At 44.9% G+C, this 23760-nt stretch carries 20 protein-coding genes and 1 pseudogene; 17 read left to right on the top strand and 4 right to left on the bottom strand.

Going from position 1 to position 23760, the window contains the following annotated elements:
- Positions 1 to 121 precede the first annotated feature (121 nt).
- The 3 genes from CA598_RS02175 to CA598_RS02165 all read left to right on the top strand — a co-directional run bounded on the left by CA598_RS02175 (position 122) and on the right by CA598_RS02165 (position 3486).
- A complete protein-coding gene (locus tag CA598_RS02175; RefSeq protein ID WP_094868905.1) occupies positions 122 to 1144 on the top strand; it encodes an HD-GYP domain-containing protein in 1023 nt (340 codons plus the stop codon).
- A gap of 225 nt (positions 1145 to 1369) precedes the next feature.
- Positions 1370 to 1927, top strand: coding sequence for an outer spore coat protein CotE (locus CA598_RS02170; protein ID WP_036687755.1), 558 nt, complete (start codon positions 1370 to 1372; stop codon positions 1925 to 1927).
- Positions 1928 to 2493: 566 nt separating this feature from the next.
- A complete protein-coding gene (locus tag CA598_RS02165) occupies positions 2494 to 3486 on the top strand; it encodes a putative amidoligase domain-containing protein (RefSeq protein ID WP_179283561.1) in 993 nt (330 codons plus the stop codon).
- A gap of 113 nt (positions 3487 to 3599) precedes the next feature.
- On the opposite strand, the gene CA598_RS02160 is transcribed toward CA598_RS02165, so the two are convergent.
- Positions 3600 to 4397 carry a GNAT family N-acetyltransferase gene (locus CA598_RS02160; RefSeq protein ID WP_094868907.1) on the bottom strand — a complete coding sequence of 266 codons (798 nt, stop codon included), beginning with the start codon at positions 4395 to 4397 and terminating at the stop codon, positions 3600 to 3602.
- 374 nt (positions 4398 to 4771) lie between these two features.
- On the opposite strand from CA598_RS02160, the gene mutS reads away from it, so the two are divergent.
- The 13 genes from mutS (at position 4772) to glnA (ending at position 21358) form a co-directional block, all read left to right on the top strand.
- Entirely contained in the window at positions 4772 to 7525 is a 2754-nt protein-coding gene (gene mutS / locus CA598_RS02155; RefSeq protein WP_094875171.1) for a DNA mismatch repair protein MutS, read from the top strand.
- A 32-nt stretch (positions 7526 to 7557) separates the two neighbouring features.
- Entirely contained in the window at positions 7558 to 9543 is a 1986-nt protein-coding gene (gene mutL, locus CA598_RS02150; RefSeq protein ID WP_094875170.1) for a DNA mismatch repair endonuclease MutL, read from the top strand.
- A 42-nt stretch (positions 9544 to 9585) separates the two neighbouring features.
- Entirely contained in the window at positions 9586 to 10365 is a 780-nt protein-coding gene (locus CA598_RS02145) for a class I SAM-dependent methyltransferase (protein ID WP_094868910.1), read from the top strand.
- The gene (miaA, locus tag CA598_RS02140; RefSeq protein ID WP_076283510.1) at positions 10355 to 11335 is read left to right on the top strand and encodes a tRNA (adenosine(37)-N6)-dimethylallyltransferase MiaA; all 981 of its coding nucleotides are present in this window, start codon (positions 10355 to 10357) and stop codon (positions 11333 to 11335) included. The genes CA598_RS02145 and miaA overlap by 11 nt, the downstream gene beginning before the upstream one ends.
- A gap of 19 nt (positions 11336 to 11354) precedes the next feature.
- On the top strand, positions 11355 to 11594 hold the full coding sequence (hfq, locus tag CA598_RS02135) for an RNA chaperone Hfq (protein ID WP_042128368.1): 240 nt from the start codon (positions 11355 to 11357) through the stop codon (positions 11592 to 11594).
- A gap of 139 nt (positions 11595 to 11733) precedes the next feature.
- The gene (locus CA598_RS02130; RefSeq protein ID WP_094875169.1) at positions 11734 to 14304 is read left to right on the top strand and encodes a transglycosylase domain-containing protein; all 2571 of its coding nucleotides are present in this window, start codon (positions 11734 to 11736) and stop codon (positions 14302 to 14304) included.
- Between the two features lie 207 nt (positions 14305 to 14511).
- Positions 14512 to 15066, top strand: a complete 555-nt coding sequence (locus tag CA598_RS02125; protein WP_042128364.1) for a ribonuclease FAU-1 family protein — start codon at positions 14512 to 14514, stop codon at positions 15064 to 15066.
- Between the two features lie 4 nt (positions 15067 to 15070).
- Positions 15071 to 15727, top strand: coding sequence for a YdcF family protein (locus tag CA598_RS02120; protein ID WP_094875168.1), 657 nt, complete (start codon positions 15071 to 15073; stop codon positions 15725 to 15727).
- Positions 15728 to 15820: 93 nt separating this feature from the next.
- Positions 15821 to 16786, top strand: a complete 966-nt coding sequence (locus tag CA598_RS02115; protein ID WP_042188887.1) for an AAA family ATPase — start codon at positions 15821 to 15823, stop codon at positions 16784 to 16786.
- 40 nt (positions 16787 to 16826) lie between these two features.
- The gene (gene hflX, locus CA598_RS02110) at positions 16827 to 18116 is read left to right on the top strand and encodes a GTPase HflX (protein WP_094875167.1); all 1290 of its coding nucleotides are present in this window, start codon (positions 16827 to 16829) and stop codon (positions 18114 to 18116) included.
- A 132-nt stretch (positions 18117 to 18248) separates the two neighbouring features.
- The gene (locus CA598_RS02105) at positions 18249 to 19502 is read left to right on the top strand and encodes a methionine gamma-lyase family protein (protein WP_094875166.1); all 1254 of its coding nucleotides are present in this window, start codon (positions 18249 to 18251) and stop codon (positions 19500 to 19502) included.
- A gap of 83 nt (positions 19503 to 19585) precedes the next feature.
- On the top strand, positions 19586 to 19996 hold the full coding sequence (locus CA598_RS02100) for a MerR family transcriptional regulator (protein ID WP_042128355.1): 411 nt from the start codon (positions 19586 to 19588) through the stop codon (positions 19994 to 19996).
- 33 nt (positions 19997 to 20029) lie between these two features.
- Positions 20030 to 21358: a type I glutamate--ammonia ligase gene (gene glnA / locus CA598_RS02095; protein ID WP_094875165.1), complete on the top strand. Its 1329-nt coding sequence runs from the start codon at positions 20030 to 20032 to the stop codon at positions 21356 to 21358.
- Between the two features lie 453 nt (positions 21359 to 21811).
- Here glnA and CA598_RS02085 read toward each other — a convergent pair whose 3' ends face one another.
- Both CA598_RS02085 and CA598_RS31940 read right to left on the bottom strand, forming a co-directional pair.
- The gene (locus CA598_RS02085; RefSeq protein ID WP_094868916.1) at positions 21812 to 22072 is read right to left on the bottom strand and encodes a DUF2642 domain-containing protein; all 261 of its coding nucleotides are present in this window, start codon (positions 22070 to 22072) and stop codon (positions 21812 to 21814) included.
- A 201-nt stretch (positions 22073 to 22273) separates the two neighbouring features.
- Positions 22274 to 22435 carry a DUF4083 family protein gene (locus CA598_RS31940; RefSeq protein WP_256990315.1) on the bottom strand — a complete coding sequence of 54 codons (162 nt, stop codon included), beginning with the start codon at positions 22433 to 22435 and terminating at the stop codon, positions 22274 to 22276.
- 335 nt (positions 22436 to 22770) lie between these two features.
- Between CA598_RS31940 and CA598_RS02080 the strand changes: the two genes are divergently transcribed.
- Positions 22771 to 22986, top strand: coding sequence for a hypothetical protein (locus tag CA598_RS02080; protein WP_094875163.1), 216 nt, complete (start codon positions 22771 to 22773; stop codon positions 22984 to 22986).
- Positions 22987 to 23435: 449 nt separating this feature from the next.
- On the opposite strand, the pseudogene CA598_RS02075 reads toward CA598_RS02080, so the two are convergent.
- Positions 23436 to 23723: pseudogene (locus tag CA598_RS02075) on the bottom strand (transposase); the annotation flags it as partial.
- Positions 23724 to 23760 lie beyond the last annotated feature (37 nt).

Genomic DNA, 23760 nt, shown 5'->3' with positions numbered 1-23760 from the left:
TCACGATAAGATATGTATGAGCTAAAAGTTGATCACAGGATATGATTAACGATTTTATGGTGAGTTCAAATAATAGCAGGAAGTTCGGTAGGCGAATTTTCCGCATTGGCAGGTGAGGCGTATGGATAAAGTTATGGAATCATTTATAGGAAAACAGCTTATAGCTAATCTTTTTAATGACAAAGGAGTATTTGTTTTACCCGCATTGACTTTATTAAGTGCTGAGCATATACGATTAATCCATCAACATAAGATCACGCTAGAGTCTCATGACGTCGTACAGCTGGATAGCGCGGAATTTTTCCAACTTGCAATCGATGATTGCACAGCTGCAATAGAGAATATTTTTGAACAGCTTCGTCAGAACAAAAACAAACGGATTCCTATGCTTGAAGTTCGAAATGAAGTCATTCCGTTTATCCAGCAGGTAAGCGAAAAGAATGACTTCTACGGCGTATTGGCTGCCTTGCAGTCCAAGGATGATTATACATACAGACATAATGTAGCGGTTGGTATTTTATCTACATTGCTAGGTAAATGGCTAAAATTAAAGCCTGAGGATTTAAGTATGCTAACGATCGCAGCGACCCTTCACGATATCGGAAAAATGAGGATTCCGGATGAATTATTAACCAGGCCGGGCCCGTTGACCGCTGAAGAGTATCAGCTAATGAAAAAGCATACGACCTATGGTTACGAAATGATCCGGGACACTATTGGAACCAATCATTTGCAAGCGCTCGTCGCCCTGCAGCATCATGAAAGAATGGACGGCAGTGGTTATCCCTTCGGCGTACTTGGGAATCGGATCACTGATTTCAGTAAAATTGTTGCAGTAGCAGATGTGTTCCATGCGATGACATCCGACCGGTTCTATCGTAAAGCTTCACCTCTTTATGAAGTGTTGTTGCAGATGGAGGAAAGCGTATTTGGCAAGCTTGACCCTTATATTTGTAGAGTCTTTATTAATAAGTTAATGCAGTCAATGATAGGGAATGAAGTGGAATTGACAGATGGACGGACAGGAAAAATCATTATGATTCTTGCTACTGATCCACTGCGTCCCCTCGTGAATATTGATGACGATTTTATTGACCTGAGCAAACATAGATCTATTGGTATTGTGCGCGTAATCCCGCAATAACGGGCTTTATAAAGGTTTTTTAACGTTCAGAACGGATATGTATTAGGCTGGACCATTTTTATAATCTACTCATATCTGTACAAATTTTGAAATAAAATGAACTATAAGTCTCCTGATAAGACGCTCTGGAGGGCTTACTCAAATTTATTTATAGACTAACAATCAACAAATGCCTAGAACCTGCATACACTTGATAGTGAATGATTGTATGGAGGAGGTTTAAAGATGTCATTAAGCCATAAACGTCAAACAAGGGAGATCATTACGAAGGCAATTTGCGGCAAAGGTCGTAAGTTCTCTACAGCAACCCATACCGTGACTCCGCCACATCACCCGACTAGTATTCTGGGGGCTTGGATTATCAACCACCAGTACGAAGCGGTTGCCGCCGGGAACGGAATCGAAGTAATTGGTACTTACGATGTAAACATCTGGTACTCGTACGACAAGAACAAGCAGACCGAGGTAGCTAAGGAAACGGTCTCCTATGTGGAGCTCATTCCGCTTTCGTACCTGGACACGAGACACCGCACTTCTACCGTTGAGGTCTCTGCGGAGGCAACGCAGGAACCCAACTGTGTAGAAGCGGGCGTATCGCCAGGCGGAGGCAGTGTGACGCTTCGCGTAGAGCGCGAATTCGAGGTGGAGTTGGTGGCTGAGACCAAAGTCCGTGTGTATGTCACTGAGCAAAGCGATGATCCGGAAGACAAGGATTATGATTTTGAAGGTGATAGCTTCGATTACGATGATCTAGACCCTGACAATCTGGATGATGAGCTGTAAGGAAGGATACGCCGCCGCTAACTGAGTACTGATGGGTTATGGTCCATTATATGTAGGGAGGGCGGCGGCGTAGAGGGCGAATGCCCTCCTTTTTTTTATTTATTTTTAGAATTAAAAATGGAATCAGAGCGGATTATGAACAACTTGATTCGTATGAATGGGCAAGAAGTGCTAATGCAGGGCTTTCAATCTTAGGCTGCGATGGATGGAGGGTCTGAAGGATGAATGAGGGCTTTAAGGTGTATTCGGGATTATCAACAGCACAGAGAGTGTCCAGATTATTACGGAGTGGGATTGAAGCGGCTCTTACTTCGTCTAGTAAGCAGGAACTATTGCAAATGAAGGGCTCAGAAGTATCTCTGCGGAGAAAACAGATCACTGGTGAAAGAAATCGCTTAGAAGTTACATATGATTCTCTGTCTTCCCATAAGGCCCATAAACAGTGTTATAACATACTCGTGTATAATTTGAGTGTTCTGCAGATCACTCCACTAGGAGCAGGTCCGGGTATGCGCGCAGCCTCCGATGTGCTAGCCGGGGCTGTACCAGGAGAGTGGCGAGGAGTAATGAAATTACTTCAGCGTATTGCGGTCCGGACTTTGTACAGCTTGGGGCTGGATAGCGGTGAGGTCGTGCTGAGGGCAATGGGGAACCGGAGGTATGTCGTGGAGGGAGTCACTCCACTACTACAAGGTTCCGGCAAATCATTGCCAGAGCCTTACCGTTCCGCAGCATTAGCGCTGGAACGTAGCCTTGCTCTGGAGCAGCCAGGCCGCAGCGGCATGCTCATGGGCATGGACCCGGAGTTTATCATCCTCCGGGAGTCCACAGGCCGCGTCGTGCCTGCGTCGCGGTACCTGCCCACGGACGGCGTCGCAGGCTGCGACGCCGGACCTCCGGGAACACGCGGCGCGTTCCCGGTCGCCGAGCTGCGCCCCCAGCCGCGCGGGGAACCGCGCGCACTGCTGGCGCAGCTGATGTCCGCCGCGGCTACGGCGGACCGGCTTATCGCCGACCGCTCGCTGCGCTGGCGGGCGGGAGGCATGCCGCTGACGGGCTGGGCCCTCGGCGGCCATTTGCACTTCAGCGGTGTGACGCTGACGGCGCCGCTCTTGCGCGCGCTCGATAACTATCTCGCGCTGCCGATGCTTTTGCTTGAGGACGTCCGCGCGGGAGCGCGTCGTCCTCGTTACGGCGTGCTCGGCGATTTCCGGATTCAGCCGCATGGCGGCTTTGAGTACCGGACCTTGCCGAGCTTCCTGGTATCCCCGGTCATCGCTAAAGGCGCGGTCTATCTGGCTCACCTAATCGTGAGCCATTATGAAGACCTGACGCTGCGCCCGCTCGACCGGGAAGAACTGCATATCGCCTACTACGGCGGCGATAAATCCCCGCTGCGCGACGCAGTACCCCCTCTGCTGGCGCAGCTACGCTCTCTAGGCGGCTACGAGAAGGCCGCCCAATACATAGAGCCTTTATTTCAGTATATCGCCGCTGAACGAACTTGGGATGAATCTCGCGATATCCGTGAGCTGTGGTGCAGCAAAGTTAAAGCTTGAGCTTATATTTCAAAATATTAGAAAGTATAAGTTTTTCACATCTCCCTTATATCTAATATTTCTCGCATAACGTTTACCGTCCTAATAAGAACGCCGAGGGCGTTTATGCTTGTCTACATGTACACGATGCTCCAAGAACCGATATCTTGGAATCCAAGTCGTTTGTATATGACCCCGGCATGAGGGTTGTCATAAAAGAGGCATAAAGTTTTCCCTTCAGAGAGTAAGTCTGTGCATAGCTGTGCAACTACGCTTGTAGCTAATCCTTGCTCTCTGAATGCTTGATGAGTGGCAACCCCTACGATCATAGCTGACATGGAATTTTCCGCTGATGTTGAGGCCGTTGTAATCACTTGATCTTCACGTTTCATGTAATATGTGCGGCCAGTGCCAGTAGACAATGTTTTACGTAGGCTTGTCCTCGATCCATCCCGACTGCTTTCAAACTCTTCGATTGTATCTGTAAGCGAACAAATCGCCTCCACATCCTGAATGGTTGCTCTATTAATGTCTTCAACGGAAGAAGAGTACCGTTTAATTTTGGAGTTCATTTCCTTTAATTCAGCAAAGTACAATTGCTTTTCTTGTTTAAAGTTAATTACTCCGTCAAAGGCTTTTACCACTTCGGTTACACCGGAAATCATATGGATATCGTTATCTTGTCGCATGATTGTTGCGAATCCTTCCACATCAAACGGCCCATCTGCATAAGGAAGATAGCTTCTATAGAAACGTAATAGAACGGCTTTTATAAGGCCATCAGATGGATCTATCTCTCCCCACAATGCCATGAAATCCTGTTCAAACCCGAAATTCTCTACATCTCCAAGGATGAACAAATTAAGAGCAGGCTCTTTTTGTAGCAACGCCATTAGAAGTTCCCGGTCATCCTCCGTAAGTCTTCGTATCATTTGATATTCTCCTTTGATTTTCTTATGATTTAACGCTCTGTGTTAAGATTCTACAATATTAAAATGCAGAAGAATACACCTCTGTCTAATGAATAATGGATGCTTGAAAGATAAACAAAAGGTACTACCCTTTGAGCTTCAGTAATAGTGTCGGATTTTGTGTTTTTTTGTCTGAGGATCGAGAAAAATGAACTTTTATGCGGTTGCAGGGTGATTTTGTACAAATTTAAGATAGTATAAGTTTCACCCTATACATAATCCTTATATTTCTCGCACAAACGCTTAACGTCCTTTAAGGGACGCCGAAGGCGTTTTTGCTTGGCCTACTTTCTGTTATAATGGAGGACAGCAATAAATAGGCTTGGAGGTTGACCATGGCACAATATACGCCGATGATTGAGCAATATTTAAAAGTGAAGGAAGGGGCAAAGGATGCCTTCCTATTTTTTAGACTGGGCGATTTCTATGAAATGTTCTTTGAAGATGCCATTTTGGCTTCCAAGGAGCTTGAAATTACGTTGACAGGTCGCGAAGGCGGGGGCGCAGAGAAGATTCCGATGTGTGGAGTACCTTATCACGCCGCCGAGGGTTATATTCAACGCCTGATTGAAAAAGGATATAAAGTCGCTATTTGTGAACAGTTAGAGGATGCTTCTGTCACAAAGGGAATGGTGAAGCGGGATATCGTACGTGTCGTGACACCTGGAACGGTTATGGATGGAAAAATCATTGCCGACAAAAGCAACAATTATCTTGTTTGTGTAACCGAAAGTGATGGGATGATGGCATTAGCTGCATGTGATTTAACTACAGGTGAATTGTATGTTACTTCAGTTTTATCTGGTGCAGAGTGGCTGCGCGATGAGATTGGCATTTATGAACCGGCTGAGATCATCGGGGACCCGACGTTATTAGAGCTTTTACGTAGTGAAACGCCTCTGTTGGCGAAACCTGTTGTGTACACACCTTGGGAGAAACGTGAGGAGGAGCTGGCACGTAGACAATTCGGTGAAGCCGCATGGGTTCGTCTGGAGAAAGAACGTGGACAATGTCTAGCGCTGCTAATCTCCTATCTAAACGAGACGCAACGGCGTTCAATGGGACAACTTAGTCAAATTTCTCCTTATGAACCAGGTAATTATATGATTCTTGATCCCTTCACACGCCGGAATCTGGAGCTGACAGAGACGGTCCGAGAACGTTCTAAAAAAGGATCTCTTCTGTGGCTGCTAGACCGTACTGAAACATCCATGGGTGCGCGATTGTTACGTCGCAGAATAGATAAACCGCTGTTGCAGCGCGCTCCGATCGAACGCCGCCTAGAAGCAGTTGATTATTTGTACAATCAGTTTATTGTTCGAGAGGACCTGCGTTTAGCGTTGAAGAAAATTTATGACTTAGAGCGGCTGGTAGGTCGTATTGCCTTTGGTAGCGCGAATGGTCGTGACATGAATGCCTTAAAGCTATCGCTGGCACAAATCCCTGCTTTGAAGGAATTATGTATGACTTCGGGATCTGCAACCTTACGCGAGATCGGTGCTAGCATGGATGAATGTGCCGAGATACGGGAGGATATAGATCGAGCAATTGTTGAAGATGCGCCGGTGTCCGTGCGAGACGGAGGGATTATCCGTTCTGGTTATCATGCCCGGTTGGACGAGCTGCGGGAAGCTAGCAGTAATGGTAAACGTTGGATCGCCGAACTGGAAGCGAAAGAACGGCAAGCCACAGGTATCAAATCACTGAAGATCGGCTATAACAAAATCTTCGGTTATTTCATAGAGATCACCAAATCCAATCTGGCTTCGTTGCCGGAAGGGCGTTATGAACGTAAACAGACGCTTGCAAATGCAGAGCGATTTGTTACACCTGAGCTTAAAGAGAAAGAGGCTCTGATTCTTGAAGCGCAAGATAAAATGACGGATTTGGAGTACAGCCTGTTTACTGAACTGCGTGATCGAATCAGCGGCCAAATTCCGCGACTGCAGAATCTTGCGGAAAAGGTAGCTGAGATTGATGTGTATCAATGTCTGGCAGCCGTCAGTGCCGAGCATCGCTTCGTAAAACCTGTCCTATCGGATGGGTACGGTCTCCGGCTTGAAGGTGGTCGTCATCCTGTCGTGGAGGCTGTGTTAAAGGATTCGGCATTTATAGCAAACGGAAGCACGCTAAGTAAGGAAGAAGGAAATATTCTTTTGATCACCGGTCCTAATATGGCTGGGAAAAGTACTTATATGCGGCAGGTTGCACTTATTTGTATTATGGCTCAAATTGGCTGTTTTGTTCCGGCCGCCAGTGCGGAAGTTCCGCTTATTGATCGAATCTTTACACGTATTGGGGCAGCTGATGATTTGATCGGAGGTCAGAGTACGTTTATGGTAGAAATGGCCGACATTCAGGTCATGACAGAAAAAGCAACAGCCAGGAGTTTGATTATTATTGATGAGCTTGGAAGAGGAACCTCGACCAGTGAGGGCATGGCGATCGCACAAGCGGTAATTGAGTATGTGCATGATACCATTTCTTGTAAAGCTTTAGTTTCGACGCACTTTCATGAATTGGCCCACTTGGAAGAAAGTCTTAAGGGGCTTAAGAATTACTCTATGGCCGTACAGGAGAGCGGGGATAAAGTAAACTTCCTGCGTAAGCTTGTTCCGGGAGCGGCAGACAGTAGCTATGGGATTTATTGTGCACGCCTAGCAGGGCTTCCTGAAGGGATCATTGATCGTGCTTACGGTCTGCTTCAGAGTATCGAGCAGGCGGCTCATCCAGGTGGTTCCTCTATTCATTATGGGGGTGGACTAGAAAGTCAGGCCGCTGCAAAAGAGATCGCGACTACATCTATCCAACAACCCGAAAATGTCATCGCAGAAACTTCGGGCATTCCTGCGGACTCCTATTCATCAGTAGCAGATGAAGTAGTTCAACTGTCTATCTTTGGCGAGGAAGAACCGCGTAAGAATCGGAAAGGTAATGCGAATCAGTCGGCTGTAGTAACTGAAGTACAAGAGGATCCTGCGATAAAAGAATTCATCACTTCTGTGCGTAACGCAGACCTTATGAATATGACTCCGCTTCAAGCTATGAGTCTGCTGAACGACCTGAAGATGAAAGCAAAGGATCTTTAATTATTGATTGCCTAAATAAGAGGTGAATGAAATTGGCCAAAATTCATATATTGGACGAGCATATTGCCAACCAGATTGCTGCAGGTGAAGTTGTAGAGCGACCAGCTTCTGTTGTGAAGGAGCTAGTTGAGAATGCTATTGACGCAGGAAGCACAAGGATTGAGGTTTCGGTGGAGGAGGGCGGTTTACAGAGCATCCGAGTAAAAGATAACGGCTCGGGGATCGAGCCTGAGGATTGTGAGACCGCCTTTTATCGTCATGCCACAAGTAAAATCGCTAATGGGCGTGATCTATTCCAGATCACTAGCTTAGGGTTCCGTGGTGAGGCACTCCCCAGTATTGCTGCGGTATCCAAAGTCTCTCTTCTAACGGCTACTGCCGATGACGGCAAAGGACGCCTGATTGATATTGAGGGTGGTAATTTAATTCGGAATGAGGATTCCCCTTCGGGCCGCGGGAGCGATCTAGCGGTGCGTGAATTATTTTTTAACACACCGGCACGGCTGAAATATATGAAGAGTATCCAGACAGAGCTTGGTCATATATCGGATGCCATGTATCGAATGGCGCTTGCCCATCCGGGAATCTCTTTTACCTTGCATCATAATGGCAATCAGCTGCTGCACACGCTTGGTAATGGTGATCTGCTGCAAGTGATCGCAGCGGTGTACGGAACCTCCGCAGCCAAGGCTATGCTGCCGATTACGGCAGAGGATTTGGATTATCGTATTTCTGGTTATATAAGTCGTCCGGAATGGACACGCTCAAATCGAAACGCTGTCACTACCATTGTGGGAGGACGATATATTCGCAGCAATGGTCTGAACGCAGCGATCATGCGTGCTTATCATACTTTGCTTCCGATTAACCGCTATCCACTGCTGGTGCTCGAACTGGACATGCATCCTACACTTGTGGATGTCAATGTTCATCCAGCTAAGCTGGAGGTTCGGTTTAGTAAGGAGAATGAGCTATACACGTTTGTTGAACAAGAAATTCGTAAAGTGTTGTTAGGGCAAAGTTTGATCCCGCGTCCAGGTAAAGAAACCATTGGGCCAAAGGGCAGCAGTTCATTTATACAGGAGCAGTTTGCTTTTTCTAAAGGGTCAGTTCCGGTACCCCCACCGTCGGAGGTAGGCAAGGATTCAGTTCCTCATGGATCTGGTAGTTCCTTTAGTAGACAACAACCATCAAATGTTGAGCAGAGCGCCAGTGAGTTCAGAAAAGAGGGGCAGATTGATACTCCGATGACCCGTGAAACGGCTCCATACTATGGGTCAGGATACCCGTCTTCCTCTTCGCAAGGACGTCAAAATAATGTAAGCAACAATTATGCTAATAGCTATCGCCCGCAAGAGAATTTAAGCTCGCCCAAGCAGATTCTTTCTGCTCAAGCGATATGGGCACCGCCAGCCGAGGAAGAAGCTGGGCTTCCTGCCTTCCCGGAACTAAATTATATCGGACAGCATCATGGGACTTATATTATCGCTCAGAATGACGGCGGGCTGTATCTCATTGATCAACATGCGGCTCACGAACGCATAAATTACGAGTTTTTTTACGAGAAGTTCGGTCGTCCTGAAGACGCTTCTCAGGATCTGCTTTTGCCAATTACGCTTGAGTTCACGCCTTCGGAAAGTCGTCAGCTTAGTGAACGTCTACATTGGTTTCAACAGGCTGGAGTGTACCTAGAACATTTTGGAGGTCAGACTTTTCTGATTCGATCTTTGCCGTATTGGTTTCCTGAAGGCGAGGAGAAAGCGATCGTAGAAGAAATGGCGGAGTGGGTCTTGAGTGAACGATTGATTGACCTAGCAAAGCTACGAGAGAAATCGTCTATTCTATGCTCGTGTAAAGCCTCCATCAAAGCCAACCAGAAACTAACAGAACAGGAAGTCGAGGCGTTGTTGTCTCGTCTGGCAGTATGCAGACAACCGTATACTTGTCCACATGGGCGTCCGATTGTGATTTCTTTTTCATCCTATGATTTAGAGAAATTGTTCAAACGGGTGATGTAATTGTACGATTAGAAATTTGTTGTAAGTATGACTGGAGGCAACATGATTATAACTACGGGTTATAGCCCGATAATGGAAATTGTAGAGCGAGCTCAGCATCTCGCAGAGAGAACGGGCTGTAAATACGCTCCACGCGAGAAATTCTCCATACCCAAGATGGTGGAACATTACGGAGATGAGGATATACTAATTATTTCTCAAGAAGCCGTTCGTTTACACCGTTTAGGGATGGAGCCAATGGAGTTTCACCCAAGCATGGGTTTCGTTCGTGCGAAACGGATTCTGAAGGGTGATATAGAACCGATGCTTGTCGCTGCTCGAATGCTTCCCGGAGATAGCGTACTAGATTGTACAGCGGGTCTAGGCGCTGATTCCTTGCTGTTTGCTGTGCATGGGGGGGAGTCCTCGGTGATAACCGCTCTGGAGAGCTCATTGCCGCTGTACGCGCTGCTCTATGAAGGGATGCGGCACTATACCTCTGGACAAGTAAGGGTAAATGAGGCCTTGCGTAGAATTAATGTCGTGCATAGTGAACATTTAGACTACTTACGTGCGCAACCGGATCGAAGTATAGATATTGTGTACTTCGATCCGATGTTCCGCGTGCCACTGACTGGTTCAGCTTCGATTTCCCCGTTGCGGCAGTTTGCTAATCGTGCAGCGTTATCACCAGAGAGTGTAGCTGAGGCAGTGAGAGTTGCTCGTAAAACTGTTCTTTTGAAAGAAAAGGCTCTGAGCGGCGAATTCGAGAGGCTGGGCTTTACAGAGCTGCTCCGGAGCAACTCCAAAACATCGTACGGGGTGATACACATTGACAACTAAAGAGAGACATAAGGTTCTAGTCTTACTAGGACCAACAGCTGTTGGTAAAACCAGGTTAAGTTTGGAGCTTGCTGCTGCATATAACGCAGAGATTATTTCTGGCGATTCGATGCAGGTTTATCGTGGTATGGATATTGGTACAGCTAAGATTACTCCAGCTGAGATGATGGGAATTCCTCACCACCTAATCGACATTCATGATCCACAGGACCCATATTCTGCTGCTGAATTTCAGGAACAAGGGAGCAGACTTATCGAGGAGATAAGCAGTCGTGGGAAACTTCCATTTATTGTTGGTGGAACGGGTCTCTATATTGAGTCCTTGTGTTACGGTTTTCAATTCTCTGAAGCTGTGGCTGACGAAGCTTTCCGGAAAGAACAGGATCAATTTGCAGAAGAACATGGAGCGCTTGCACTGCATGCCAGACTTGAAGCCGTTGATCCGGTCAGTGCAGCGAAATTGCATCCGAATGACCGTCGAAGAATTATACGGGCACTGGAAATTCATCACCAGACAAATACCACACTTTCCGCTTCTCATGCAGCTCAAAAGAAGGAGTCGCCCTATGACTTATGCCTTATCGGTTTGACAATGGACCGGAAAATACTATATAAACGTATTGAGGACCGAATTGATAGCATGCTTGCGGATGGTCTTGTTGCTGAGGTGAAGGGACTGCTGGAAAACGGCTACAGCAGAAGCCTTGTGTCCATGCAGGGATTGGGCTACAAGGAAATTGCCGCTTACCTCGCAGGGGAACTGACGCTTGAGGAGGCTGTGATACTGCTTAAACGCGATACTCGCCGATTCGCCAAAAGACAGTTGTCATGGTTTCGCCACATGAAGGAAATCGAGTGGATCGATGTCGAAGGTGAGCAAAACTTTTCTGAGAATTTCTCGAAAATACGTGCTATAATAGCAGGAAAGTTTCTCTCAGGTCTTGAATATACTTCTGAACAATATAATTGAACCATTGGGGGTACGTCATATGAACAAGTCCATTAACATCCAAGATACATTCTTGAACCAACTACGCAAAGAAAATATCCCTGCTACAGTATATTTGACCAACGGCTTTCAAATCCGGGGAATTATTAAAGCATTCGACAATTTTACAATCGTTATTGACAGTGATGGACGCCAGCAAATGGTGTATAAGCACGCGATTTCCACCTTTACACCACAGCGCAGTGTGTCGCTTATGCAGGACAATAGTAACGAAGAATAACATTAACAAAATTGAAGTGAAACCTTTCTTGTTAATAAATCGTTTGAATAGAGTGTGAGAGAGCAACCTGAGAAGGTTGTTCTTTTCATTCAGAGAAGTCCATACATGATTTATTCAAGGAAGGGAGTCAGGAGGCATCATGTCTAGAGATGATACATCAAGGACGAACAACAATAGAAATAGAGGATCGTCCAGTTCCAATTCAAAACCAAAACCGAAAAGTAAGAAGAAAAAGAAGTTTTTGACTAAAAAGCGTGTGCTGTGGAGCTTGTTCTTTGCTACAGCTTTGGCCATTTTCTGTGCGCTTGGCGGTTATCTGTTCATTATGCTGAATGGGCAAAAACTACTCCTAGAGAACCAAGATAAGCTAACTGTTAATGAAACGACAAAAGTATATGACCGCAATGCTAATTTAATCGGTGAATTATCACTTGAGAAAAGTGATCCTGTAGAGTATGAGAAGATTCCACCGTTATTGATCAATGCCTTTGTGGCTACGGAAGATAAACGCTTCTTTGAGCATTCTGGTGTGGATTTATGGTCAATCGGCCGGGCAGCGGTAAAAGATATTGCTGCACGCAGCATGGTAGAAGGTGGTAGTACCATTACTCAGCAGTTGGCCAAAAACATCTTTTTGACACGGGATAAAACATTTTTCCGTAAAGCCACTGAGGTGTCCATTGCTGTAGCATTGGAGAACCAGAAATCTAAAGAAGAGATCATTACGATGTACCTGAACCGAATAAACTTTGGGGGTACGATCTACGGAATTAAAGCAGCATCGGAAAGATATTTTGGTAAGAGTAATCTGAATGATCTGAAGGTTTGGGAAATTGCGACATTGGCTGCGATGCCTAAGGGGCCGTCGCGTTATAACCCTCTGCGTAATCCAGAGCTTTCAAAGGAACGACGCGCAGTAGTACTTCAGCTTATGAATGAACAAGGGTATATTACGGAACAAGAGAGAGACGAAGCACAAGCCGTGGATTATAATTATAAGCCACCTGAAAAGAAACAGCGTTATCAAGCTTTTATTGACTTCGCAGTGGAAGAAGCAGAAGAAAAGTTTGGACTATCCGAAGATGATCTGAATATTGGTGGTTACAAGATTTACACTACCATGGATAAGCACGCTCAAGAAACCGTAGAGGATGCTTTTGCAGACAGTGATAACTTCGAGAAGAGTGTAGACGATGAGCTGGTACAAGGTTCTATGACCATCGTGAATCAGGAGAATGGCGGCATTGTCGCACTTCTAGGTGGACGGAATTATGAGAAAAAAGGCTACAGCCGTGTAAATGGCAGCCGACGTTCTCCAGGTTCAGCCTTTAAACCAATCGTTGCTTATGCTCCAGCACTGGAAACTGGAAAGTACGACATGTATTCTACGTTAAGCAACGAGAAGCAGTGTTTTTCTAACTACTGTCCAACTAACCTTCACGGGTATTCCAAGAGCATCAGTATGAGTGATGCTATACAGAAATCAGAGAATATTCCTTCGGTCTGGTTGCTTAATGAAATTGGAGTGAATACCGGATTTAAGTTTGCTAAGAAATTGGGGATTGGACTGGAAGATGAGGACAAGAACCTCTCTTTGGCTCTCGGTGGCATGAGCAAAGGAACGAATACACTGGAAATGGCACAAGCCTACAGCGCTTTTGCAAATGGCGGTGAACTTCGAGAATCGTATTCCATTAAATCGATCACTGATAGTAGTGGAGAGACCGTCTTCAAAGCAAATATTTCACCTGAGCGTGTTATGAGTCAGGAGACGGCTTTTCAAATGACCGAGATGATGCAAAAGGTTGTAGAGAGTGGTACGGGCAGAAAAGCAAGGATTGATCGTCCAGTTGCTGGTAAGACCGGTACGACTCAAAGTGGATATTCTGGAATCAGCTCAAACCGTGATGTTTGGTTTGTGGGCTACACACCTGAATGGACAGCTGCGGTGTGGATGGGTTATGACAAGCCAAGCAAGAAACATCTGCTTAAGAATAGCAGTGGGCTTGCCGCAGCATTCTGGGGTAAGGTGATGGAGGAAGCGTTAAGGGATGTTCCTAAGAAGTCCTTCCCACAGCCGGACAATGAAATCCCTCCTGCACCTACAGAAACACCTGAGCCAGCTAAGAATGTTAGTGGACTTACTGCAGCTTATGATCCATCTACGATGACAGTAAATCTAAGCTGGCAGGCAGTTCCTGTTGCAGGTGTAGAATATCGTATTTATCGCAGGGAGACATCCGAGGCTGATTTCGGTTTACTGTTAAATACGGTCACGACTAGTGCAGGAGACTTTAGTGCTATGCCTGGTCTGGTTTACGAGTATTATGTTACTTCCTACGATCCTGCAACCCAAGTAGAAAGTGAACCATCGAATGTGGTAACTGTCGCTGTGCAGGATGAGATGCCAACACCTGAGCCAACCATTGATCCTAATCTTCCGACACCAACCCCTGAGAATGGTGGAGATAATGGCTGGGATAATGGCAACGGTGGTAATAATGGTGGTGGTAACGATGGAAGCGGGAATAATGGTGGAACAGGAACCTTGCCTGAGTTCACTACGCCTCCACCGTCAGCAACACCGATACCTACCGCTCCGCCAGATGTACCTTCTGGAGGCGGAAGTTCGGGGAATGACAGTGGTAATGCAACACAAAGCCCTGATCAAGAGGCTAGTAATGTGAATGGCGATACTTCTGTTCAATAGTGACGCTTTGAATTTATGAAGTTAGCTTTTCTTTTCCTGAGGCTGTCTCAAAAGTAGTGAATGCTACTTATGGGACAGCTTCTTTTTTATAACTCCATATGTTCTATTATGATCAGTGATAAAAATTTGCTGTATTTTGCGGGATGTTTTGAGTGTATCCTCTAAATGTGGTAAGCTGAAGAAACCATACTGGAGAGGGTAATTTCTATGAAACGTAAATTCGGAGACCGGGCCAACTGGCGCCGGATTACGCGTCGCCATTTTGCCTGCCGCTATGTGGAGAGCCGGGAATTCAGCGGATATATTACGCTTTATACCATCTACGGGCTGAAAGAACCACTGTGGAAGAGCTATGGACGGCATACATATCGTATTGCGGATAAAGGTTATTCCTGGCTGCAATATTTCCCCAAAGACAGTCACTATATTGTGACGGCTATGTTCGACGAACGGCAAAATATCATTCAATGGTACATAGACACCTGTAAGGTTCAAGGTGTCACAGACCAAGGCGTTCCATGGTTTGATGATTTGTATCTGGATGTGGTTGTGCTTTGGAACGGCGAGGTGTTCTTGCTTGATGAGGATGAATTAGAGGAAGCGCTGGAGAGGGAAGATATTTCCGAAAGTGATTATAAACTCGCCTGGGAGACAGCCAATACTATTTTACGCGGCATCGATGCTCATGCTTTCCCTTATTTCTCACTATCTTTGAAGCATCGTGCCGAATTATTTCATCATGGAGAATTCAGGAGGAAATAAAGAAATGGAATGGTACGTCTACGGAAGAGGTTCTTCCCCGATTCGGATTGTTTCCAAAAAACGAAAATTCTGGACTAAACGAACGTTGTTTGTTGCTTTAGCGTTTATTGTAATTGCTGGATTGTTGTGGTGTGCTTATGCGTTAAACAATATAAACAAAGCTGCCACGACAAATCCTATGCAAAAGGCGGATGTTGGGATCATTCTTGGCATGTCGATGTGGGGGGATGAGCCTAGCCCTGGTCTGAAGGAACGGCTGGATTACGGGCTGAAGCTTTATCAAGAAGGAATGTTCCCGCATCTTATTGTATCTGGTGGTTTAGATAAACCTGATTTACAATACACCGAAGCACAAGGAATGCGTAATTATTTGGTTGCTAAAGGCGTGCCAGATAGCGCCATTTACGTAGAAAATGAAGCTACCAGCACTTACGAGAATCTTTTGTTTAGTAAAGAGATTATGGGACGTGAGGGTTTGTCTTCGGCAATAATCATTACGCATACTTATCATGGGTGGCGGGCTCATGAAATTGCTGACGAGCTTGGATTTGTGAATTCTGAGCTGGGACTTACAGAATCCACCGTTCTATCGATGACAAGACATAAAACACGTGAGGTTCTAGCCTATACGAAATGGAAGCTTCAGCAGCTATTCCTGTGATTTGTCCAAAAAATCCCGAATCTTCTAATAACACTTCATTTACTGGAATAGACTTGATTAGAGAAGTCAGCCCTGGATAATGAGGTGATACCGATGAGCGGACGCGTAGCAGCGGCCAGTGGACGGGAGGAAGAAAGACCGTCCCGACAAATCAATATTGTATTGCGGAGTCAAGAGCCTCCGGCTATAACTAACCCTTCTGGAGAGAGTCGGCCGGTACCTCCCAAAAATCACGGCCACACTAGCCTGTTCCAAGAGTTAACGCAAGAATTGGAAGGTTTAGTGGGTCTGGACAATATCAAAGAGCTAGTCTTTGAAATCTACGCCTTGTTACAGATTGCTCAAATGCGAACTGAGGCAGGCCTTGCAAGCGGCGGGCAAGCTTATCACATGGTTTTTAAAGGGAATCCCGGAACTGGCAAGACAACCGTGGCTAGAATCGTAGCTAAGCTGTTCCAGCGTATGGGTGTACTGACCAAAGGACATCTCATTGAGGTGGAAAGAGCCGACCTTGTAGGAGAATACATCGGTCATACTGCACAGAAGACTCGCGACCTGGTAAAAAAGGCTTTGGGCGGTATTTTGTTTATCGATGAGGCTTATAGCCTTGCTCGCGGTGGAGAAAAGGATTTTGGAAAAGAAGCGATTGATACGCTCGTCAAGGCCATGGAGGATCATCGCAGTCAATTTATACTTATCTTAGCAGGGTACTCTGGAGAGATGGAGTATTTTTTGATGAGCAATCCCGGATTGCCTTCACGGTTTCCGATACAGGTCGAATTTCCTGATTATACGATCGATCAACTGCTGCAAATTGCTGAACTGATGGCTAAAGATCGCGACTATATTTTGATGCCACAGGCGATACTCAAATTAAAGCAGCATTTGTTAGTAGAGAAGACGGAGAGTCTTCATGCTTTCAGTAATGCGCGGTATGTTCGCAACGCCATTGAGAAAGCTGTTCGGGGTCAGGCTGTAAGACTGTTAAACCAGTATGAAAGTACCAGCCCTGGCAAGCAGGAATTAATGACGCTTCGAACTGAGGATTTCAAATTATGAACTACAGGATACTATCACCGTCATAAGGAGCATGACATACATGGCAATAACTACGCATGATACGGAAACAGATGTACAAGATCGGGCGATATTGGTAAGTCTCGTCACAGATAAAATTAAAAGAACCGGAATTGATCCGGAACTTTCACTACAGGAATTAGTACAATTAGCTGAAACGGCTGGAGTTGAAGTTCTGGATGTGCTGCGTCAAAACAAGGAAACGCCTGATTCTAGATGGTTTATTGGTAAAGGTAAAGTAGAAGAGCTACGGATGGCTGCAGATGCTCTCGGCGCTAATACAGCTATCTTTGATCAAGAATTGTCCGGAGCCCAAGTACGGAACCTTGAGGAGGCTCTGGATCTTAAGATTATTGACCGGACGCAGCTTATTCTGGATATTTTTGCGGGGCGTGCGAAGACGCGAGAAGGAATTATTCAGGTAGAGCTGGCACAATTGTCCTATCTGTTACCTCGGCTTTCCGGCCAGGGGAAGAACTTATCCAGACTAGGTGGAGGAATTGGTACCAGGGGGCCGGGTGAAAGTAAACTGGAAACCGATCGCCGACATATTCGTGATCGGATTACAGAGCTGAAACGCCAGCTGGATGAGGTTGTTAAGACTCGTGAGCTGCATCGGGAGCGTCGCCGCAAGGCAGGAGCGGTGCAAGTCGCACTTGTTGGGTATACGAATGCAGGGAAATCAACGCTGCTTAAGCAACTAACCGATGCGGATGTCTATATTGAAAACCAGTTGTTTGCCACACTGGATCCTACTTCTCGTGTACTTGAGCTAGCAGGTGGTAAAGAAGTTGTGCTTACGGATACTGTAGGCTTCATTCAGAATCTTCCGCATGATCTTGTCGCATCTTTCCGTGCAACGCTGGAGGAAGTGAATGAGGCCAATCTGGTGCTACATGTGGTGGATGCCTCTTCGCCAATGCGTGAGGAGCAGATGGAGATTGTCCAATCCATCTTGCAGGATCTAGGTGCATCTGGTACTCCGCAAATCGTACTTTTTAATAAAATTGATCTATGTCAGCCTGAGCAACTGGAAATGTTGCCTACAGGTACAGGGTACTTGAAGATCAGTGCATTTAATCCTGAAGATTTAACTCGAATTACCGAAATGATCGCCGATGAACTGGCTGGCGACACACTCAATTTCCGCATTCCCGGAGACCGAGGAGATATTTCTTCCTTGCTCTACAGGGTGGGAGAGGTTTTGGAAACAACTTATGATGAGAACGATGTGCTCTATAACGTTCGTCTCAATAAAGAGGATTATGAAAAATGGGGTTACATGCTTGCTGATTTTGTAGACCAGCAGTAATCTTGTCAGTCATTCCTAAAGTGAAATGCTTCGTTTATAGGTATAAAATAATAGCTAATCTAGAAAGCGTCAGTTTACTGCCGCTTTCTGTCATTATGATGGCAAGTAAATGTAAGGAGCGAATAAGAACGAATGGTAGTTTTTGCAGAGGATATTTTGAGCGCGGCAGAGGCCGCAGAAGTTGAAATAGAAGGCGCTGTCAAAGCCCTTGATCGTATTGTAGATAAGAATCAGTGGAAGGTTATAGAAGCATTCCAGCGTCATCAAGTCAGTGATTTTCACTTTGCCGGTTCAACGGGGTATGCGTATAATGACCGTGGCCGTGAAGTGTTGGATCTTGTCTATGCTGACGTTTTTGGTGCGGAATCTGCTCTGGTGCGCCCGCATTTCGCTTCAGGAACACATACCATATCAACAGCCCTGTTTGGAGTACTGCGTCCAGGAGATGAGCTGCTATACATCACAGGACGTCCGTACGATACCTTACATAAGGTGATTGGTCACCTAGGGGATGGGACAGGTTCTCTTGCAGATTTCGGAATTACTTATCGAGAGGTCGCTCTTACAGCAGATGGTAAAATCGATTGGGATGAGGTAGCTCTCGCTATTAACGAAAATACTAAAGTGATTGGTATCCAAAGATCTCGAGGATATGATTGGCGTGCTTCTTTCACGGTAGCTGAAATTGGTGAAATGACTTCGAAGGTAAAGGTATTAAAACCGGAAGTGATTGTCTTCGTAGACAATTGTTATGGTGAGTTTACTGAGGAGCTTGAGCCACCTCAAGTTGGTGCAGATCTAGTGGCTGGCTCCTTAATTAAGAATCCAGGTGGAGGCATTGCTGAGACGGGCGGTTATATCTGTGGCCGACAGGATCTCGTGGAACTGGCAGCTTATCGATTAACTGCTCCTGGCATAGGTGGTGAAGTAGGCGCTATGTTAGGAACAACTCGTGGGCTTTACCAAGGGTTGTTTATGGCTCCTCACACTGTCGGACAAGCTTTAAAAGGGAGTGTTTTTGCTGCATCCGTATTTCAGCGTTGCGGTTTTGAGACAAAGCCAGCGTGGAATGAGCCTCGTACAGATTTGATTCAGGCGGTTTCCTTTGATGGACCAGAACACTTAATTGCCTTTGTTCAGGGCATACAACGCGCTGCGGCTGTGGACAGCCATGTGGTACCAGAGCCTTGGGATATGCCAGGTTATGAACATCCTGTTATTATGGCTGCAGGTACGTTTATACAAGGTGGAAGCTTGGAGTTATCTGCAGATGCGCCTATACGAGCTCCTTATATTGGCTATATGCAAGGTGGATTAACCTATTCACATGTTAAATATGGCGTTTTGATGGCACTTCAAACTATGCGTGAAAGAAAATTGCTGTAAGAATATCTCACATACCATTGACACGCTGTATTAGGAAATGTACAATGAAATCAGAAAAAGATCATTGGAAGGTTGGATGAGTCATGGGTGATGAAATCCGCAGAAATATGGCACTATTTCCTATTGGAATTGTAATGAAGCTGACAGATTTGTCCGCGAGACAAATTCGTTATTATGAGCAGCACAGTCTGATCGTACCAGCACGTACGTCGGGGAATCAGCGTTTGTTCTCATTTAATGATGTTGAGCGCCTATTAGAAATTAAAGCTCTGATTGAGAAGGGTGTTAATATTGCTGGCATTAAGCAAGTAATGAATCCTGTCTCTAAGGAATCCGAGGAAGCTACTGTTATTACCCCTGACACAGAGGTTAGACGTAGAGAGCTATCCGATTCCCAGCTTCACCGAATGCTGAAGCAAGAACTAGTTTCCGGTAAAAGACCGGGACAAGTGTCTCTGATTCAAGGTGAGTTATCCCGGTTTTTTAATAAATAATAATATATAGAAGTTCGAAAGGGAGAGGATCACATGAGCTTTTCTAAAGAGGATATTATACGCATTGCCAAGGAAGAGAATGTTCGTTTTATTCGTCTGCAATTTACGGATCTATTAGGTACTATCAAGAATGTAGAGATTCCAGTTAGCCAACTGGAAAAAGCACTTGATAACAAAATGATGTTTGATGGTTCTTCCATCGAAGGTTACGTACGGATTGAAGAATCTGATATGTATCTCTTCCCTGACCTAGATACATGGGTAATCTTCCCTTGGGTGACAGATAGTCGTGTAGCTCGTCTGATTTGTGACGTCTACATGCCAGATGGTACACCTTTTGCCGGAGACCCGCGTGGTATCCTCAAACGTTGTCTGAAGGAAGCGGAAGAAATGGGTTTCACAGCTATGAATGTTGGACCAGAACCTGAATTCTTCCTATTCAAGACAGACGAAAGAGGCAATCCTACAACGGAATTGAATGACCAAGGTGGTTATTTCGATTTAGCGCCAACAGATTTAGGGGAAAATTGTCGTCGTGAAATCGTCTTGACCCTTGAAGAAATGGGCTTTGAAATCGAAGCTTCCCACCATGAAGTAGCTTCCGGCCAGCATGAGATTGACTTTAAATATGCTGACGCGATTACTGCTGCTGACCAAATTCAAACCTTCAAGCTCGTCGTGAAGACGGTAGCCCGTCAACACGGCCTGCATGCAACTTTTATGCCTAAACCATTGTTCGGTATCAACGGATCGGGTATGCACGCTCACCAATCCTTGTTTAAAGGTAAAGAAAACATGTTCTACGACGAAAGCGACAAGCTGGGTCTGAGCAAAACTGCACGTTACTACATGGCTGGTATTTTGAAGCACGCTCGTGCTTTTGCAGCAATTACGAACCCAACAGTGAACTCATACAAACGCCTTGTTCCTGGTTATGAAGCCCCTTGCTACGTAGCATGGTCTGCAAGTAACCGTAGCCCAATGATTCGTATCCCGGCTTCTAGAGGTCTTAGCACACGTGTTGAAGTTCGTAACCCGGACCCAGCAGCTAACCCATACCTTGCACTTGCTGTTATGTTGAAAGCAGGTCTAGACGGAATTAAACGTAAGCTTGATCTTCCAGCTCCGATTGACCGTAACATCTATGTGATGTCTGAAGAAGAGCGTATCGAAGAAGGTATTCCAAGCTTGCCATCCGATTTGAAAGAAGCACTTAGCGAAATGATCCGCAGTCATGTGATTACCGAAGCTCTCGGCGAACATGCTTTGGCTCACTTCTACGAGCTAAAAGAAATCGAATGGGATATCTATCGCACACAAGTTCACGAGTGGGAAAGAGCACAATACATGACTCTTTACTAGGACTTTAAAACCCTTGACGCCTTTGGCGTTGAGGGTTTTTTTTGTGGGCAATTTAGCATTTTTTTTCATTGCATTTATTAAGTGCCCACAAAATGCCACGAGCAGAGTTTTCGCCAAACATAGTAAAAGAATTGATAAAAGAAACGGATGGTATCTGCCAGCAATGCTTATCAGAGCCTGGAACAACAACCCATCACGTTTGGCCTCGTGGTTGAAAATACTTCAATATAGGATTGATGTGTTTCGGGAACGGCATGGTGAATACTTCTGGTTTGATGCTCTTAATGGCTATGCTGCATAGGGATCTTTTCAAGAAAATGGCCGATCTGAAGATTAGAAAATTTATATCACAACGTTATAAAGGTGGAATGGATCGGGAAGAAAGAACAAATAACTGCAAGGCAACAAGACATGCAAAAAAGAGCTGTTTTCACAGCTCCTCATAATCGTAAATTACTCAGGCATGATCCAAACAATCTCACATATCCGGACAAAGAACTTTCTACCTCTAGCATCTAACACAACATGGTCTGGTTTGACATCAACTACGCATCCGCTGATTCCACCACGAGTAGTTTCTAACACGACTTGTTTTCCAATAACGGATTTTAAGGTTTCTACAACATATGGATCAACAGGGTATACCACGATGGATTGTGGCATTTGGTGCATTTGATGCATTGAGTTCATTTGATTCATTGGATAGTTCAACATATTACCTCCCAATTGGTTATACGTCATCCTATGCTGATGCCTAGCCAATGTACTGGGCAGTAACCCATTTTCAAAATAAGCCTAAGCCATTAATTGGGTATAGCCCATAAGGAGAGATACACGATGCACTCTGAATGTAAGTATTGCGATAACTCTATGCCCAGTAGACCCATACGGTGACATAAAAAAAGATAAAAGTGATTATACACCCTTATCTTTTTCAAGCAATTCTATTATTCTGTCAAGTTTTTTCTCTATGCTAGCAGTTTTATCTGGAACTTTGTCTTTGGTTCCACCTTTTAACAGTAAAACCAAGGGAATTGCCCAAACAAATGCCAACGGTATTAAAAAATAATATTGCAAGATAACACCTCATTAAAATGTTTTTATTTTATTATAACAAATTTCAAAAAAAAGGATCTAATTAAAGTATTTACTGCGCAGTACGAATATACACCACAATACCAATCTATTAAGGGGTGAGAGGATACAAGAGCAAACTTAAAAGTGTTTCGAAATTGATAAATATTTCATAAATGGACGGATGGAAGTCGATAGCGTTCCATGGAAGATAGAGAAAATCAGAGGATTTAGGGTTGAATATTTGCCACAGGCCCCCGAATCGACCGAACAAGCTCAAGCCGTAAAAGAGGGTTAGAGAGTTAACCCTCTCTATCTACACAAGGAGGATATAAGAGATGAATGAGTTAGGAAAAACTCAAAAAACACCCATGACCTATGAACAGTTGAGGCAGTCTCCTGACGAATGGAGAATGCTTGCAATGAACAATTACGGAGTGGCAATAGCAGCAGAGGGACGGGAACAACGACTGAAAGAGGCAATCGAGAAAAGGTTCGAAAAATTCCAGCATAGCAGTGTAGCAATGATGATTATGATCCTTACAGACGCTTGACATCCTTTACCCAGATACCCCAGCACCCAAGGAGGGCGAATAGATCATGAATGCCCTTGAATCAATAAATCATATGCGGAAATATAACGAATGTACAAACTGTGGAAACGACAAAATTATACCATATTTTGCAAACCGAATAATTTTAGTGATCAACCATTAAAGATAAACCATAGTAATCCATAAGCTATTCCGAAGTAAGTAAACACAACCAGTAAAGAGATGGACAGAAGAATAATTATAACTTTCTTGCCGTTCATAAAATTCACCTCGTAATTCGAATAAAACCAATCTTCAGTGTAGGGGAGAGGCCGAGAAAGAAGGATTGGGCACAGCCCTCATCATCCAACTTGATTATAAATTAATAAATACTTACCATCAATTGATTTAATAACTGGAGGTCATACCAAATGAACGATTTTTTTGAATTAGCATGTCGAGCAGTTTCACAAACGAAGTTTGCGAAACTTCGTAAGCGAACTAGGATTAATGACTTCATCTTCCGGCGCTATATCTAAAAAGTATTTCAAGGACATGTCATACTTGGAACGTTCTACGACATCCACATCGGATAGATCAAAGATCGACCTGAGCAATAAATATTTAAACATACGAATCGGAGGCGCGGCATTACGACCATTATCAAGGCAATAGTTATTCTGTAATTCTTCATGGATGAAAGAAAAATCCACAAGGTCCATATTATCTTTAAGTACGACAATATCGTAAATGGGCATAAATGGGCATAAATGGACTGAGGTTAAGGGATTGTTG

The sequence above is a fragment of the Paenibacillus sp. VTT E-133291 genome, assembly GCF_002264395.1.
GTDB lineage: Bacteria > Bacillota > Bacilli > Paenibacillales > Paenibacillaceae > Paenibacillus_AQ > Paenibacillus_AQ nitricinens.
The sequence above is the reverse complement of the archived record's forward strand: the minus strand, read 5'-3'. Positions and strand labels throughout refer to the sequence as shown.